This window comes from Lysinibacillus sp. FW12 (assembly GCF_050817245.1).
GTDB lineage: Bacteria > Bacillota > Bacilli > Bacillales_A > Planococcaceae > Lysinibacillus > Lysinibacillus irui.
This window is the reverse complement of the sequence record NZ_CP139094.1, coordinates 2,145,627-2,162,834: the sequence shown is the minus strand read 5'-3', so window position 1 is coordinate 2,162,834 and position 17,208 is coordinate 2,145,627. Positions and strand designations below refer to the sequence as shown.

At 35.3% G+C, this 17,208-nt stretch carries 16 protein-coding genes and 1 riboswitch; of the genes, 10 read left to right on the top strand and 6 right to left on the bottom strand.

What is annotated here, in order from left to right; translation table 11 throughout:
- Nucleotides 1–348 precede the first annotated feature (348 nt).
- The 3 genes from SJW71_RS10985 (at nt 349) to SJW71_RS10975 (ending at nt 2,064) form a co-directional block, all read left to right on the top strand.
- A complete protein-coding gene (locus SJW71_RS10985) occupies nt 349–552 on the top strand; it encodes a hypothetical protein (RefSeq protein WP_322606558.1) in 204 nt (67 codons plus the stop codon).
- A gap of 560 nt (nt 553–1,112) precedes the next feature.
- Entirely contained in the window at nt 1,113–1,376 is a 264-nt protein-coding gene (locus SJW71_RS10980) for a hypothetical protein (protein ID WP_322606559.1), read from the top strand.
- Between the two features lie 508 nt (nt 1,377–1,884).
- Complete coding sequence (locus tag SJW71_RS10975) at nt 1,885–2,064, top strand: hypothetical protein (RefSeq protein WP_274793339.1); 180 nt, start codon at nt 1,885–1,887, stop codon at nt 2,062–2,064.
- Between the two features lie 51 nt (nt 2,065–2,115).
- Here the strand turns inward: SJW71_RS10975 and SJW71_RS10970 are convergent, their stop codons facing one another.
- The 3 genes from SJW71_RS10970 to SJW71_RS10960 all read right to left on the bottom strand — a co-directional run bounded on the left by SJW71_RS10970 (nt 2,116) and on the right by SJW71_RS10960 (nt 4,598).
- Nucleotides 2,116–3,510, bottom strand: coding sequence for a spore germination protein (locus SJW71_RS10970; RefSeq protein ID WP_274793340.1), 1,395 nt, complete (start codon nt 3,508–3,510; stop codon nt 2,116–2,118).
- A gap of 248 nt (nt 3,511–3,758) precedes the next feature.
- Nucleotides 3,759–3,959, bottom strand: coding sequence for a cold-shock protein (locus SJW71_RS10965; protein ID WP_004225195.1), 201 nt, complete (start codon nt 3,957–3,959; stop codon nt 3,759–3,761).
- A gap of 474 nt (nt 3,960–4,433) precedes the next feature.
- On the bottom strand, nt 4,434–4,598 hold the full coding sequence (locus SJW71_RS10960) for a hypothetical protein (RefSeq protein ID WP_274793341.1): 165 nt from the start codon (nt 4,596–4,598) through the stop codon (nt 4,434–4,436).
- Nucleotides 4,599–5,034: 436 nt separating this feature from the next.
- On the opposite strand from SJW71_RS10960, the gene SJW71_RS10955 reads away from it, so the two are divergent.
- Entirely contained in the window at nt 5,035–6,456 is a 1,422-nt protein-coding gene (locus SJW71_RS10955) for a VanZ family protein (RefSeq protein ID WP_431812141.1), read from the top strand.
- An 83-nt stretch (nt 6,457–6,539) separates the two neighbouring features.
- Here the strand turns inward: SJW71_RS10955 and SJW71_RS10950 are convergent, their stop codons facing one another.
- Nucleotides 6,540–7,775, bottom strand: coding sequence for a Na+/H+ antiporter NhaC family protein (locus tag SJW71_RS10950; RefSeq protein ID WP_312506533.1), 1,236 nt, complete (start codon nt 7,773–7,775; stop codon nt 6,540–6,542).
- 139 nt (nt 7,776–7,914) lie between these two features.
- A riboswitch (SAM riboswitch) is annotated at nt 7,915–8,022 on the bottom strand.
- Nucleotides 8,023–8,690: 668 nt separating this feature from the next.
- A complete protein-coding gene (locus tag SJW71_RS10945) occupies nt 8,691–9,575 on the bottom strand; it encodes a LysR family transcriptional regulator (protein WP_322610666.1) in 885 nt (294 codons plus the stop codon).
- Between the two features lie 130 nt (nt 9,576–9,705).
- On the opposite strand from SJW71_RS10945, the gene SJW71_RS10940 reads away from it, so the two are divergent.
- The 4 genes from SJW71_RS10940 (at nt 9,706) to SJW71_RS10925 (ending at nt 14,698) form a co-directional block, all read left to right on the top strand.
- Nucleotides 9,706–10,446 (top strand): acetoacetate decarboxylase, encoded by a 741-nt coding sequence (locus tag SJW71_RS10940; RefSeq protein WP_322610665.1) that lies wholly within the window; start codon nt 9,706–9,708, stop codon nt 10,444–10,446.
- Between the two features lie 141 nt (nt 10,447–10,587).
- Nucleotides 10,588–11,619 (top strand): ketopantoate reductase family protein, encoded by a 1,032-nt coding sequence (locus tag SJW71_RS10935; protein ID WP_431812140.1) that lies wholly within the window; start codon nt 10,588–10,590, stop codon nt 11,617–11,619.
- A 576-nt stretch (nt 11,620–12,195) separates the two neighbouring features.
- Complete coding sequence (locus SJW71_RS10930; protein WP_431812139.1) at nt 12,196–13,110, top strand: class I SAM-dependent methyltransferase; 915 nt, start codon at nt 12,196–12,198, stop codon at nt 13,108–13,110.
- 388 nt (nt 13,111–13,498) lie between these two features.
- Nucleotides 13,499–14,698: a Ger(x)C family spore germination protein gene (locus SJW71_RS10925; protein ID WP_431812138.1), complete on the top strand. Its 1,200-nt coding sequence runs from the start codon at nt 13,499–13,501 to the stop codon at nt 14,696–14,698.
- A 31-nt stretch (nt 14,699–14,729) separates the two neighbouring features.
- Here SJW71_RS10925 and SJW71_RS10920 read toward each other — a convergent pair whose 3' ends face one another.
- Nucleotides 14,730–15,485 (bottom strand): class I SAM-dependent methyltransferase, encoded by a 756-nt coding sequence (locus tag SJW71_RS10920; RefSeq protein ID WP_322610662.1) that lies wholly within the window; start codon nt 15,483–15,485, stop codon nt 14,730–14,732.
- A 261-nt stretch (nt 15,486–15,746) separates the two neighbouring features.
- On the opposite strand from SJW71_RS10920, the gene SJW71_RS10915 reads away from it, so the two are divergent.
- Nucleotides 15,747–16,622: an AraC family transcriptional regulator gene (locus tag SJW71_RS10915; RefSeq protein WP_431812137.1), complete on the top strand. Its 876-nt coding sequence runs from the start codon at nt 15,747–15,749 to the stop codon at nt 16,620–16,622.
- Nucleotides 16,619–17,194 carry a GNAT family N-acetyltransferase gene (locus SJW71_RS10910; RefSeq protein ID WP_274793349.1) on the top strand — a complete coding sequence of 192 codons (576 nt, stop codon included), beginning with the start codon at nt 16,619–16,621 and terminating at the stop codon, nt 17,192–17,194. Before SJW71_RS10915 ends, SJW71_RS10910 begins: the two co-directional genes overlap by 4 nt.
- The last annotated feature ends 14 nt before the right edge of the window (nt 17,195–17,208 follow it).

Genomic DNA, 17,208 nt, shown 5'->3' with positions numbered 1-17,208 from the left:
AACAGTTAAAATCATAAAAGCCCTATAGCTTGCTATAGGGCTTTCCTATTCATTCATTTACCTCCGACTTATCCCCTTTCTGTATTGTTCAGTAACAAGAAAAAAATCTATCTCCTTATATTTCTTCAAATTTCATATTATACTTTCAATTATTTAAGCTATACAAAAAATCACATTCATAAAAGGTTGAAATCATTTTCTTTATAGACATATTACCAATCGCCTTCCAATCTTTATTCATAAAATATTTATATAGGATAAGATGTATTCTCTTGGGGATTTTTTCCTTGTAACAGATACCTATAATTTACGGGGTCCACAACATATTAAAAAGGGAGGTGAGGAAAGATGAAAAAATTGGACCAACAAAAATTTATTTGCCACAGTGAAAATAATCGAGTATTTCGGCACCGTATAAACGCTATTGACATAGATTCCAATGAATCACCTTTAGAGGTTCTTCCTGAAGAAGAAGTTATTCTCCCAATAAAAAATAGATATTTCTATAAAGTTGCAGATGATATTGCTTTAACAAATAGAACAATCTTCTAAATTTATTTTCAGATAATAATGGCAATTCATGAACATAATTAAAACACTTTAATCCTCATGGATAGATCAATCTTTACCTTAAAACTGTCACCTAAGAGACACCGGTCAGTATAAAGTAACTTAAGATTCGTTAACCCTAACCCCAATTCATACTGGTACAATCACAACCAGAACTCCATTAGAAAGGTAAATATAGTTTAGCTTTTAGCCTAACACTCCTATTTTGGTGCTAAGGGTTACTTTTATCTGAGTGACCCTTAAGATCTTAGTTTTATTTGTCTAAAAATCAGTTACATCTAATCCCTAATATTTACCTATACTTCACGAATAAATTACTGAAAAAATGAATTCTTTATGGAAGGCAATATGACTGATATTTGGATCGTTATCCTTCAATTATAGTACTGCCTCCCTGCCAAAGTATATTTACCTTTTAAGGATGCAAATAAATTATAGGAGTGCCATATTATATATAGGAGGATTTTTGGTAGTAGTGATGGTGATTGGGATTATGCTTTACCACCAACATCAGCTAATAAAAAGTTATCGATCACTACTTTATGGACAACTATATATCATACAAAAGCCAATTGAACGTATTTTATTATTTCAGGGAAACAGGTGAACAGTATACTCGAGAACAACGAGCACAACTATTTGAGCTACTATATGATGCATTTGCGGATGTTGCTAATCATACTGGTGGCGTTCTACAGATGGAGCCCTCTATTAAAGAACAATATTTTGGAGGATTTCAATATAAAGAACGAATATCTTCAATGCTTGAATGCCTACATAGAAGCGAGAACCTCAGAAAAACGTGAGGAAGCCCATTTACAACTGAAGGAACAATATGAAGCCTATCAGATATTTTTAAAAAAGGCGGAAACAAATTAGTTAAACCATTTGAGTAAGGGCTTCGATACACCTGATTAAGTTTCATAAAAAAACCTATATGTTAACTTAAATAATAATCCATGTTAACATATTATATATCATTATTTTGGGGGTGTTTTTTTGTCTGGCAAGAATAAATCATTGCTTGGCTCGGTTACTAGTTTGGCTTTACTTACTTTAGGAGGATATCGAATCTTTACAAACAACTTAGAAGCTATGTCCATTCTCGTAGCCTATGTTTTCTTTATTTGCGGACTGATAGGCTTTATTTTTAATGTAATAAAGTTATCTAAAATTCCTAGAACCTAACGTTGTCATATTACAACCTTTCAAATTTAAATCGAGTACCGTTCCCTTTCTTTTTTCTAACAGGCCCAGAAATACTTCATGGGTTTACATATGTTAAGTCTAGAGCACAAAGAAGGGCGGAATGAAATGGATCCACGGTTAGCACAATTGCTTCAAAAAGTAAGTTTATATGGTACGTTAGCGAAATACTATGAACATATTGATCCAGAGAAACATATGTATTTTTACGAACAACATTTTAAGTATGAAACACAACTTGTTCAACTGTATTGGCAACTTCACAGAGAAAATCCATATGCCTATTAATTCAAAAAAGACCAGTAGCTCCTTTTTTAGAGAGCCTGGTCTTTGTTTTGCTCAATTTTTCTTTGTTCCTGAAATACCTTTCTTGTCCCTTATATAGTCTATTGGAGCTCGAATAATACTATCGAATAAATCAGTTGGTTTACGTGGTATAGCAGGTGTCATGAAATTAGTGCCTAAAGATTTTAAGCTTAGTAAATGATGGATTAGCCATGCAAGGGCGAGCATTTGTCCAAACAAGCCAAACAGTCCGGCAGATAAGATAAAAATATATCGTACAAATCGACTTGCATTACTCATTAAAAATATAGGGGGAAGAAAGGATAGTAACGCTGATGTAGCTACTAATACAATAAGAATATTACTTAAAAGACCAGCTTGCACTGCAGCTGTTCCAATAACTATACCGCCAACGATACCGATTGTTTGCCCTACCTTTGTCGGCATTCGAGAACCCGCTTCTCGTAAAACTTCAACGATCAGTTCAATAAACAACACTTCTATAAGAGGCGGAAATGGAACTTTACTCCTCGATTCCTGAAGATTTAACAATAATTCATATGGTAAAATTTCCGGATGAAAAGTTAAGGCTGATATATACATCGGCGTAATCATGATTGTAAGGAAAAAGCCAAAAAAGCGTAACATTCTTAATAATGAAGCCGTCGTCCATCGGTTATAATAATCCTCAACCGACACAAACATCTCAAAAAATGATGTTGGACAAACAATCGCAGTTTGGCTATTGTCTAGAAAAACAATAATTCTGCCGTCAATTAAATAGCGACAAACACTATCGGGTCTTACGGTCATGTAATATTGTGGAAATGGTGAAAAAGGATTGTCTTCAATTAGTTGTTTCAAGACTGAGACATCAGTAATTAAAGGATAATCAATTTGATCGATTCGATTTCTTAAATTCTCTAAATTTTTCTCATTGACTATGTTTTCCATATACATAATAGAAATTTTTATATTTGCCTCGGAACCAATGATACGGTTTTCATTTTTTAGCATAGGGCTTTGAATGCGCCTACGCAGTAAAGAAATATTCGTTTCTAACGATTCAGTAAAGGCATCCTGTGGGCCAATAACAGTTGATTCTGTTTCTGTGTTGGCAATTGCCCTGGTCGGTGCACTATAAGTATCAACACTTACCAATCCGTTCGTTTCATGAAAATATAAAAGCGTTTGCCCCGCATTTAATTTTTTGACAGCTTCACTAATTTTCTTTGAATCCACATATTCAGAAATTTGATGTATTTGTTTAATATTATTGGCTAAAGGGATATAAACCATCGTTTGAATGGTCATCTTTTCCACTAAAGAAGAAAAGTAAATAACCGTCACATCTCCTTCTTCAGTAGAAGTCATTTTAAATTTAACATCATCTACTTCGTAAGTTTCCTGTTTTAGTTTAGCAATTATTTGCCAAGCTGCCTCGTCCATCCAAACGATCCCCCTTTGCTCAATTTTCTTTTTAGTTTATCTGTTCTTCATGTAATTATGCTAAAAAATGAAAGCTATATATATAAATAAAATAAGAAAACCCATTGCCAATTAAGGCAACGGGCTTGAATTACGATGACATTTAAAATTTAACACATCTTACTAAACAATTTCTGAACAAATTTCTCTGAAATAAAAAAGAAAACCACTCTATAACAAGTGGTTTTCTTTCTTCATTCATTTAAGAATTAAAGTTTTACGATGTTAGCAGCTTGAGGTCCGCGTTGGCCTTCTTCTACTGTGAATTCAACTTTTTGGCCTTCTTCAAGTGATTTGAAACCTTCACCTTGGATTGCTGAGAAGTGAGCGAATACGTCTTGTCCGCCTTCTACTTCGATGAAGCCAAAACCTTTTTCTGCATTAAACCATTTTACTGTACCTTGTGTCATAATCAATGACCTCCATTTTAAACTTATTAAATAAAATCATAATACTTTAAAAAAAAACACATACTACAAAAAGTATTAATCAAAAAACGAATACTCTTTGTAATATGTGAATTCATTGTTTGTTTACGCACGATTTTATTAACTTAACTATATAACAAAAAATTATATTTGTCTAGTCCAAACGTAAATTTTTTTAAATTTGGTCTTGGAAACCAATTTGGTTAAAACCTTTGATCTTGTCTAATTAAAGTGATTGACTAAAAATTCACAACATAAAAGGGACATTTTTTTGTATAAGTAGCCTTTTTTTACACAAATTAATAGGGAGTGTATCGCACGCACTTATTTGGTTGTGACGCTAGTTGACCGTCACAGCCTCCCCATTTGTTACTTAGGGTCACTTTAAAGCCCGGTGACCCTAAATTATTTCTTCACCTGTTGAAGCAAAGAAAAAAGCATCTCTTTTAAAGATGCTTATTGAGACAATTCTTCAGATGAAGTTTTTTCAAACTCTAATATATGTCCATCTATTTTTGCTTTTTCTTGTTCCTCGATAAATTCTTCTTTTAGTTCATCAAGTCTGGAATTATGTGTTTTTTGATAACCCGGAAATAGATTGTAATCTACTGGTTTCCCCATAAGTTCACCTCTTATCTCAGTTTTTATTTTATTATAGGGTATATTGATATTTTCTGACAATTGTTTATACTCTTTTTGATTATATGGACTGACAAGACACTACAACTGAAGCCTTATAAATCATTGATAAATATACATAATGGCCTAGGAAAATATTATTTGAATACTATGATTTCATTAAACCTTTATTAATATAAATGTCACTATTAAAATAAAAACACTCATTTGACGTTTCTATAAAATAGGTGTTCGATTACCCCTCTCCCCTCTCCCCTCTCCCCTCTCCCCATATATGATGAAAAAATCTTAAGAAATCTTCATAAATATTCTCAATAATTATTAATAATTGCCATTTACAATAATGAAGGTCGACAGTCAACACATGTTTTATGTGTGTGGACCATGAACAGAATCAATTAGTTGGGAGCGTTTTATCTTGGGAGTAACAGAAATTATTATTAATATTCGAATTTTAATGTTGCCCGTCATCATTATTATTGGCATTGAGTTTTTGCTTATTGCCCTCTATTATTTCGTTTATTATAAAAAACAACCATCCGAACGAAAAAAACTAAGTATTACTAAAATGATGCTTGGCGCACTCTTCATTGGGTATATCGTATTTGTATGTGAGCTAACGATTATTGGACGTGGTTCTTCTCATTTCCTAGAGATGAATCTTCAACCATTCAGTGGTTATATCGATGCCTGGAAAAAATACTCGTTACGTGATCTTCAAAATTGTATTTTTAATATATTAATGTTTGTGCCGCTTGGGATTTTCTTACCCTTACTTTTCTCTAAATTTAAAGCTTTTAAGATGCTTTTCCTTGTAGTCGTATGTGCTACACTTTCAATTGAAACATACCAAACACTTACAGGAGCAGGGATTTTCGAGCTTGATGACTTATTCAACAACTCACTTGGTGGGGTTATCGGATACCAATTATACAGACTAGGGGCTTCTATTGTTCATCACAAAAAAGTAAAAATAAAAAGTCTTGTTGGAACTTTGGCTATCCCTCTTATCATGGGATTGATTTTTATTGGGATGTCATTGGTATATGCTCAACAAGAATTTGGACATCTGCCAATAAACGCTTATACAAAATCCAATATGTCAGGTGTTCATGTATCTACTTCATTGCAATTAGACTCAAACCCTACTGTTGCGCCCGTTTATAAAAAAATTATTCATAATGAAGAAGTTGAAACATTGTTGCAAGATAAATTAGGGTTATCGGAGTTGAGTGCAAAGAATTATAAAGACGACCGAGAAATTTTATTGCAAGACAAAGCAGGTATGCAATATACATTATTTATAAGTTCAATGGGGAATTGGTCGTTAACAGCGAATAATTATTCGCAGCAAGCGACATCGACTGGTCAGGAAAACTTGATTGATAAGGCGAAGGCATTGATGGACGAACTTTCTATCCTCCCTCAAGAAGCAGAGTTTTCTGTACTGGAAAACGGGGAATTTGAATGGAATCTTCCAGATCGTCCCGATTTAAATGTCGACTATTGGTATGGGGATGTAGTTCTTGATCTTACACAAGATGGACGTGCATATTCATTAGCCTATAATGTTCAAAGAAATCAATTTACACGGGAAGTAGATATCTTGTCCCCTGCTGAAGTATATGAGCAAATAAAGAATGGAGAATTTCCTCAAATAAAGTATAATGCACTCGTTACAGAAGAAGAGCTGGTTCTAAAAAAAGACGATCAGCTTGAAATTGAATTAATCGAGCTAACGTATATGTATGACACAAAAGGTTTCTATCAGCCAGTATACAACGTTTCTGGAACATTAAACGGAAACAACTGGTTTACACTAATACAGGCAAGAAAGTAATCCTTCTAAATCTAAACCATTACTTTAAGAGATGAAAAAGACCAGCTAAGCTAAAATTTTGCTTTGCTGGTCTTATTTGAGCTTTAGGCTTTCTTTTTTGAAGGGTATCCGATAGAAATAGCTATCATTCCGCAAATACCAATAAGAATGGGATAGATCGAGTATTGCAGCATACTTACTGGTGATATTTTGGCCACGCTTGCGGCAGCAAGGAATTGAGCCCCATACGGCAGAAGCCCTTGGACTGTACAGGAGAAAATATCTAAAATACTTGCGGATTTTCTTGGCTCAATGTCATATTGTTCAGCAATATTTTTGGCAAGTGGCCCAGCAATTAATATCGCAATTGTATTATTAGCAGTAGATAAATTCGTTAAACCCACAAGGCTAGCAATGCCGAATTCAGCACCCTTTTTCGATTTAATTCTACTTGTCGCAAGGTGCAGCAAAAAGTCAATGCCTCCGTTAAACTTAATAACCTCTACCATTCCAGCTATTAATATGGCAAGAAAGGCGATTTCATACATACCGGACATGCCTTCTCCAATCGTTTGCAGAAGGCTCATCAAGTGATAGCTACCATCTACTAAGCCAACAGCACCAGCAAGGACAATCCCTAGTGCCAGCACAAGGAAAACATTCATCCCAGATAACGCTAAAATGATCACTAAAACATATGGTACAATTTTAACCCAACTATAGCTTACATGCGCCACTTGTGCTGTTTCACCCATTGAAATGATTGCTAAAATAATGCTCGTTACAATCGCTGCTGGCAATACAATCCAAAAATTAACCTTAAACTTATCCTTCATTTGTGCGCCTTGTGAACGTACGGCAGTAATGGTTGTATCTGAAATAAAGGATAAATTATCACCAAACATTGAGCCACCAACAACAGCCGCCATCACTAAAGCAATAGAAAGGTCTGTAAGATCACTTATTCCAACGCCTATTGGAGCTAATGCAACAATCGTTCCCACGGATGTACCCATTGAGAGGGAAATAAAACAGGCAATGATGAACAAGCCCACAACCAGTAAGTTTTGCGGAACGACCGATAAAGCAAAGTTAACAGTGGAATCTACTGCCCCCATACCTTTTGCAACCTCTGAAAAGGCCCCAGCCAAGAGAAAAATAATAACCATCATCATGACATTTAAATTCCCTGCACCTTGACAAAAAATATCAACTTTTTTCGTAAACGATTCTTTTCGATTCATGGCTAGAGCCACAGCACCTGCAATGGTGATAGCAACAATGACAGGAAAGGCATAAAAATCACCTGTAATAACCCCAGAACCAATAAATAATATCATAAAAACAACAAATGGGATCAGCGCCCATGGATTCTCTTTCTTCACTGTTTTACCTCCAAAAAAATTAAAATCAGCCTTTTTCCATAAAAAAAGGCCTCATCTTGAATGAACAAGAAGAGGCCTTATATTGAAAATACACCTCTTATCTATCAAGTCATTTCTTGCTGGATTTGGCACAGTAACTTAATGACTAAGTTCCGCTGCCGAGATTTCATCGGGCCAGTCCCTCCATCTCTCTTGATAAGAAGAAAAAATATTATTTTTTTGACACAATATTAAAAGATTAAAATAAAAAATTAATATTTGCAACAAGTTTTTTCTTTAACTTCTATACGTACATAGATTTTCCGATTAATCTTAGAAGAAATCTGCTTATTGTAGCTGATTTTGTGTATTACTGAATAACGCCGATAGCGGATATTCCATCTTGCTCCTCGGGTATTCATCCTGCTTCGCGGTTATTTCACCTTACTCCTCGGGTATTCAGCCTTGCTCCGCGGGTATTTCGCCTTGCTTCGCGGGTATTTCACCTTACTCCGCGGGTATTTCGCCTTGCTTCGCGAGTATTTCACCTTACTCCGCGGGTATTCAGCCTTGCTCCGCGGGTATTTACCCTTGCTTCGCGAGTATTTCACCTTGCTCCGCGGGTATTTCACCTTACTCCGCGGGTATTTGCCTGCTAAATAATAGAATATAATCCCAAGTCGCTTATTGTGCAACTAACAAAAAACCAGGTGCTCTTCTAAGAAGAACGCCTGGTTTTATTGTGAAAGTGAATCTTACTAACTTACTTAGTTTTGATTCGTTATAATACTACGCTAAGTTGAGGCAATGAACAAGTTAAAATATTTTCCAACAAAATTTTAGGGAATTTTTATGTTTTTTCGAGCATTTCAGGAACCCGTTTCAAAGGTATTAAATTTTGTAGTGCTCATTATTTTCGTTAAAGTAAGTAATAATAAAGTCCCGTAACTGTTGAACGGCAGCTGACGAAATGGAATTTTTTACCCAGGACAGACCTACTGTATACGTTGGATTCATATTAGCTATTTTTACAAAATGTAAATTAAACTTTCTACAAACCGATATGGGCAACAAGGCTACACCCTGTTCCAGCTGGATAATTTCTGCCAGAAGGGTTGAATCTACTTCATAGTTTTTGATAGGCATAAATCCCGCTCTTTCACAAAGTGACGTTGTAAAACGACTATATTCTGCATTGTTGGCTAAGGAAATAAAGGATTCATTTGCAAACTTAGCTAGAGCAACCTCTGACTGACCAGCCAATGGGTGATTAGAAGGCAACACAAGTACTACATCCTCTGCCACAAGCACACAGGTTTCAATTTCTTCATCAATGATTGGAGGGCCTGCTATGCCCAGATCAATATCCCCTCTCTTTAAATTTATACGTATATCATCCCTTGTCTCAATTCCCTGTTGAATTTTGGCATGAGGAAAATCATTAATATATTGACTAATTAGTCCAACGAGAAATCGGGTATTTGATATGGCTATTTTAACTGTACGAGCATTGATTTCATCAAGTGATTGAATATCCATTTTTGCATTTTCTAGTTCGATAAATACCTTATTAACATGCTTGAGCATAATCTGTCCTGCAGCACTTAATTCAATATTTCTTCCTTTTCTATGAAATAATTTTGTGCCTAGTTCATCCTCCAGACGTTTTATAGTCAAACTTAAGGATGGCTGTGCAATATTTAACTGTTGAGCCGCCTTCGAAATATGCTCTGTATTTGCTACTGTTTGAAAATACTTCAATTGTAAAAGTTCCATTTCGCTTAAGCCCCCTAATTCATTTATCTAAATAAATATATTTATATCTTATTATGTATTAGACGCAATGTAAAATCCGCATTAAAGTAGTTATTGTAAGAAGACAAAGTTGAAAGAATGGTGGTTTTTCATGAGAAAAGATGAAGTAATGAGACAATTCACAACACCGTTGGATGCAGGTGCTTATCCCATTGGACCTTATCGCTTTTATAACCGTGAATATTTAAATATCGTCTATAAAACGGATATGGAAAAACTTAAGAAAATTGTTCCAGAACCATTGGAAGTGAAGGAGCCCTTTGTCAAATTTGAAATCATGAAAATGCCAGATGTAACAGGGCTAGGTTCTTATACAGAGTGTGGTCAGGTCATTCCTGTTAGCATGGATGGTGAAGAAGGTGATTATTTACATGCAATGTATGTTGATAGTTTCCCCGCCATTGCCTCTGGTAGAGAAATTGCTGCGTATCCTAAAAAATTAGGTAAGCCTAGTTTATTTGTAGATTCTGATACATTAGTTGGTCTCTTAGATTATGGTTCATTAAGAGTGGCTAATGCAACAATGGGATATAAACATTTCCCACTGGATCATCAAGAGGCACTGAAAGAAATTATCAAACCCAATTATATGTTGAAAAAGATGCCTGGTTATGATGGACGACCAAGAATTTGTGAGCTAGTGAGAAGTGAAATTACGGATATTAAAATACTGGGAGCATGGTCAGGTCCAGCGAGACTTGAACTTTTTGCCCATGCACTTGCCCCAATGGCTGATTTACCAGTGTTAGAAGTTGTATCAGCTTCCCATATTGTCACAGAACTATCGTTGGCATCACCTACTGTTGTCTACGATTATTTAACTGAAAAATAGAAAGAACACTAATCCATACATTATCTAATCAAGCAATGAAGCCGTATGGAACTATGCAGATGAAGCTATTGGAGAAACAACGTGACAAAATACAAATAGCTAAGCTTATTGAATAATTAAATAAACCAAGGAGGCATTTAGATGAGAATCGCCGTTTTAGGAGCAGGATCTTTAGGAACAATCGCTGGTGCATATATTGCTGCCGGTGGACAAGATGTCGAATTAATTGATGTTTATGAAGAACATGTAGACGAATTGAATCAATCAGGGGCAAAAATAACAGGAACTACTGACTTTCAAGTGAAAGTAAAAGCCATTACGCCTAAAAATATGTCAGGAACTTATGATTTAGTTTTACTGTTAACAAAACAATTGTATAATGACTCGGTTTTACAAGGCTTACTACCATTTTTAAATGAAACAAGTGTCGTTCTTTCTTTACAAAATGGGATTCCAGAAGAAAAAGTCGCTGCAATTGTAGGGCGAAATCGTGTGATTGCTGGATCAGTTGAGTTTGGTGCTACATTCATTCAACCGGGCATATCTAGTTTGACAACAGAATATAACCACTTCAAACAATATGCATTTCAAATTGGTGAATTAAATGGAGAAACAACAGAAAGAATTAGACAAATACAAACAATTTTAAATCTTGTAGGTGGCACACACATCTCAGACAATTTAGTTGGCACAAAGTGGTCTAAACTATTAATTAACAATGCTTTTAGTGGTCTTTCTGCCGCGCTCAATACGAATTTTGGTGGCGTTCTTGATCATGAGACGAGTAGTATTAGCGCCGTGCATATTGCGGATGAAACGATAAAAGTGGGGCATGCTGCTGGAGTACAATTTGCCAAAATGAATGGCTTCGATATAGCTTCATTAGAAGTGAAAAAGGCTCATGATATCCCTGAACGTGTCAAAGCCTTCCAACAATTGATGGCATCCTCTAAACTACTTAAAGCAAGTATGCTACAGGATTTAGAGAAAAAACGTAAAACGGAAATAAATTATATTAATGGAGTAGTATCGGAGCTTGGCGAAAAGCTGGGTGTTGCCACACCTTTTAATAACCTTGTCGTTCAATTAGTAAAACAGGCAGAAGATTTACAGACCGTTACTAATTTTGAAACAAACATGCCATTCTTTGCTGAACTAGTTAATCATCATTAAACAAAATGACCAGTCACTCTTCACAGAGTGCTGGTCATTTTGCGTTTAGGTAAAGACTATGAAAATCTTCTTGAATAGACTAACATATTGTTCTGAACAAAATCTGAACAATGATACAAAAAAGACTAGACCCTACAACATGCTGTAAGTCCTAGCCTTTTAAGTGAAAGTGAATCTAACTAAATTTTTGCTTAGCTTTTGATTCACATTATAATACGAATGAACAGCCTAAAGGTTTCATATTTTTTTAATAAAATGGGTCTCCCTACACAAAAAGACCAGGAAATCACGAAAATGTGATCCTGGCCCTTTTGTGAAAAGTGAATATTACTCGTTTACTTTAGTTTTTTTGTATTCTACTAATAAGTTAGACGGCTGTTAGTTAAAAAAGTTACATTTATTTTTAAAATTTTTTATTTAATTTTATAGTATGATCTATCTTCCCCTCTCGTATAATCAAAGTACTGAAAACTTGACAAAAAAATTATTTTATGCTAAAATTTACATTTAAAATATTGTTTTGTATAATAGGATTCTCCTGGCCAGGGGAATCCTATTTTTTTGAGGAGTGTTAATATGAATAAACAGCAATCTAGTATCACTTCATTAATAGCTGCCTTTAGTAGAGCTTATCATAGTCAAATGGATACACCGAAAATTTTTGATGATTATGTAGCAAAAGAGTTAATCTCACCTGAAGAGTTTCAAAGTATTCAAGATCACCTGATACAAGGCATCGACTTCTTTAACAAGGACATGGCTATACCAACTAAAGACAATGTAAAAAATTTAGTAAAATGGATAACGCAAATTCAACTCGCTCCTACTCCCTTGGCACGTGCAGCATACAACGAAAATGTCTTGCATCATGAAATCCGGCTTGGTATCGAGCAATATGTAATTTTAGGCGCTGGCTTGGATACTTTTCCTTATCGTCATCCTCAGTTAGAAACAGTTGTAGAAATTTTTGAGGTTGATCATCCTACAACCCAGGCTTTTAAGAAGAAACGATTACAAGAAGCATCACTTCCACCAATGAAGCATCTTCATTTTGTTTCAATGGATTTTACTAAACAATTTCAATCTCAACCCCTCTTTGAGCAAGGGTTTCAGTATAAAAAGACGTTTTTTAGTCTGTTAGGTGTCTCCTATTATTTAACGAAAGAAGAATTAGCAAGTTTACTCACTCATTTATTTGCTCTTGTTCCATCAGGCAGTTCCATTGTGTTGGATTATGCCGATGAAACTCTCTATCAGGAAAATGGCCTTTTTAATAGAGTGGACAACGTGGTGAAGATGGCTGCTGCAGGTGGCGAGCCGATGAAATCGTGTTTTGCTTATGAGGACATGGAGAAGATGTTAGATCCATTGGGTTTACTCATATACGAACATCTTACCCCTCCTGCTATTCAACAGCTTTATTTCCAGAATCGGACGGATTACTTATCAGCTTTTGAAACCATCCATTACATGCATATTGTTAAAAAATAAGTATAGTTAATTTATTTTTTATATTATTCTTAATTTTCTTTCTATTTCCCAGGCAATTAACTATTTCAATATATAAATTTAGTATACTATAGTAGTGTAAAGCTAATTAGCCTTACACCTCCTAGATTCGTTACTAGGGTCACTGTGAATGCAGTGGCCCATCTATTATTAACAACAACCCTTAAAAGGGCCCACTTAAAGTTTTTTACTAAAAAATAAGCCTCATCCCAAGTTATGCACGTTTACTAGCCAGACAAGCGGACATGCTCTGCTTATCCTAATAACAGTTTACAAAAAGAGTTACCTCAATATCACTTTTTGATTATTTTGGCTGTTATTTGCTTATCCTTAATAATGTTGGACTATCTTTGCCCTTTTCCTTGAGGAGGTGCCGATCATCAAGCACACACTGTCATTCATACTATTGCTTTTCATTATTCTTTTGTTAGGTGGATGTTGGAGTAAACGAGAGTTAAACGAATTGGCTATCGTTACGGCCTTTGGGGTCGATAAATCGGACGAGCTTGTTGAAATTTCCGTGCAAATTGTTAACCCTAGTCAGGTAGCCTCAAACAAAGCCTCTAGTTTCCAAGTCCCTGTTTTTACCTACCATGCTAAGGGAAAATCCTTATTTGACGCCATGCGAAAATTAACCACTTTGACGCCAAGGAAACCCTATTATTCCCATGCGCAAATTATAATCATCGGTGAAGAGTTGGCTAAAGAAGGAATGAATAGCATTTTAGATTTACTACAAAGGGATCCAGAGGGTAGAAGCGAATTTAACATTATTATTGCCCATGAATCGACTGCCCAAGAAATTTTGAGTATTTTAACACCATTAGAGGATATTCCAGCTAGTAAATTGTTTAAATCCTTAAAGGATACTGAAGCAACCTGGGGAACGACTGAATCTGTTATTCTCGACGATTTAGTTCAATCTTTGGGTCATATAGATAATAGCGCCGTATTACCTACCATTCAAATTCATGGTGATGCGGATGCTGGAAAATCTAGCAGCAATGTTGAAAAAATTAAGAGCCCCGCACAATTACAATATGGTGGACTGGCTGTTTTTAAAAATTATAAGCTTATTGGCTTTTTGACAGAAGAAGAAAGCAGAAATTATAACTTTTTACACAATAATATTAAGAGTACCTTTGAAACGCTTGCCTGCCCTGAGCAAGGGAAAATATCGACAGAAATTATTCAATCTTCAACAAAAGTGACAGGACGTATTCAGCATGACATTCCCTCGATTACGATTCAACTGGATATTGAACAGAACGTCGCTGAAATAAGCTGCCCTCTAGATTTAACCAAGCCCAAAACCATCGATGCTCTAAATAAAGCAACGAGCAAGCAAATTAAGGAAAGTATAGAGCGCACAATCCAAACGATTCAACAAACCTATCAGGCTGATATTTTAAAATTTGGCGAAGTACTACATCGTGAGGATTATAAAGCTTGGAATCGAATAAAAAAAGATTGGTCGACTCTTTATCCAGAGCTAGAGGTTAATCTTGTAGTCGATGTCCAGACAAAAGGAGTAGGTACCGCAACAAAATTAAAACTCAATAAAAAATGACCAGTCGCTAAGATGACTGGTCATTTTGTTTTTAGCGAACAGCTTCAAATGTCATGAGTGACGTTTCTTGACTTGGCTGTTTAGTATACATGTAGTTTGCTGAACAAGTGATAGTAGTGAAACCAATACTTTGTAATAGAAATTTAAATTCCTCTACACCATACCAACGCAATGGGAACTTTTGTAGTTCCGTATCCACTAATTTTCCTTGTCGCCATTTTTCATATTTTAATACTGTTAATGTTTTCTGCTCCACCCAGTTCATGGCTATCGATTTTCTTTCAAGCGCAATTCCTTCATCTTCCGAAATTTGAAAATAGGTTGTCGCCATTTCTCCCGTTTTCCAGTCTGTCGGAAATAATAAATCAATGATAATCCGTCCACCAGGAACTAGATGCTGATACATACACGTTAACGCAGAAACAGCCTCCTGATAACTTTCGATTAAACAGAACGAGCCAGTAGGCATAACAATCGCCTCGTATAGCCTACTTAATGAAAAATTACTGACATTGCCCTCATAAAGCACTGGTGTCAGCCCTCTTTCTAGACATTGTTTTCGACAGGAAGCTAGCATTTCCGGAGAATAATCAATCCCCTCTATATCAATGCCTTTTTCCTTTAAAGGAATATAGAATCGACCAGAGCCAACTCCAGCTTCAAGTACCTTACCTGTAATACCCTGCAATCGTTCTAGATAATATTCAATATCCCCACCAAGGGAGTATCCTACTGGTTTTGTAAAATCATAAAGCTCTGTGCTTAACGGTCCGTAATTTTTGTACATTTTTTCTCCTCCGATTGTTGCGGAAGAATCAAATTTTTAATCCCCCCACACCTTCATGTTATTTAGTGTAAATACAGAGCTGACTTTCATTATATATCACTCACTTTCTTGTAAATTTAGTTAAATTATACATTTATTAATTAATTTTCTCAATGTTACTATTGATTTCTAGTTGATGACAATTTAATGTACGAAATAGCACAAATTATCAAAAGCTCATCCACCATAAACGGTAATATAGAGGCAAGAAAGGATGATGGTATGGATTATTTTGAAAGAATTCAAAACGCCATAGAGTTTATTGAGGAAAACCTTCAGGAAAAGTTAATGATTACAGCTATTTCTTCCCAATCTTACTTTTCACCATTTCATTTCCAACGACTTTTTCAGGCCATTACAGGTTTTTCGGTGCAGCAGTATATTCGGAATAGGAGGCTTTCAGAAGCGGCTTTCCTCTTAAAAACAACCTCACAAACTATACTTGAAATTGCAATCAACTTTCAATATGGTTCTCAAGAGGCATTCACAAGGGCATTTGTACAGTATTTCGGTATTACACCTGCTAAATATCGAAAAGGGGCCTATTCCATACCACTTCAAGCCAAAATGAACTTTTTGGACTATAAATTGGAAGGAGAACTCCCTATGCAGCGACCAGAAATACTTCAATTATCTAAAAAACTAATCGTGGGCTATGAATACAAAACAACATTACAAGACGATCACTATTATGGAGATATTCCAGGCTTTTATTTGAATTTTGGTCAACAAAAATATTATGAGCGCATTTCCTATAAAGTTGCTCCTAATATAGCATATGGAATTTCTTCACACTTTCAGGAGGATGGGCAATTTTCCTTTATTGTTGGAGAGGAAGTTCAAGCATTTAAAGATCATGTAGAGGAAGGTTTTATTCATCTTGAAATTCCAGCTGGTAAATATGCTGAGTTTTCATTGACTAGTACTGCAGAGGGAATACAAAATACGAGACGTTACATTTATGGAGTATGGCTTCCCCATTCTCATTATGAGCGAGATACTGGTCCTGACTTTGAAGTAACTGACGTCATGCACTCTACCTATCCACATGCTTTAAACATGAAAATTTATATTCCCTTAAAGGAGCAACCATCATGATAATTGAAAAAGTATTTAATGAGTTCCCAATCTTAGACTCAACAAATCTAGAACTCAAAAAAATAGAAGACATTCATATACAAGAGATATTCGCTATTTATGATAATGATAAGGTTTTTGAGTACTGTGGAATTATCCCCAAACACAACCTGCAAACTGTTCAAAAAATGATAGGCCATTTTGAACGAGATTATATGAAGAAAAGCAGAATAAAATGGGGAATTTTTGAAAAATCTCAACGCGAAAAATTAGTTGGCATTATCGAAGCAATGGATTTTAATCAAAAAGTAAATATGGTGACAATCGGTTACTATTTAGCTGAAACATCTTGGGGAAAAGGTATTGCAACAGAGGCACTTCAAATCGTTGTAAAATTTTTATTGGAGGAAGTTCATGTTCATCGAATCCAGGCAGAGGTTATGCCTTTAAACGAGCCTTCGAAAAAGGTGCTGCTAAAAAATGGCTTTATAAAAGAAGGTCTATTACGACAAGCTACAGTGTGGTCCGGTAAAGGGGTTGTTGATTTAGAAATATATGGACTATTGAAAGATGATTATAGTAAAAATGACTAGACTCTATTTGTGAG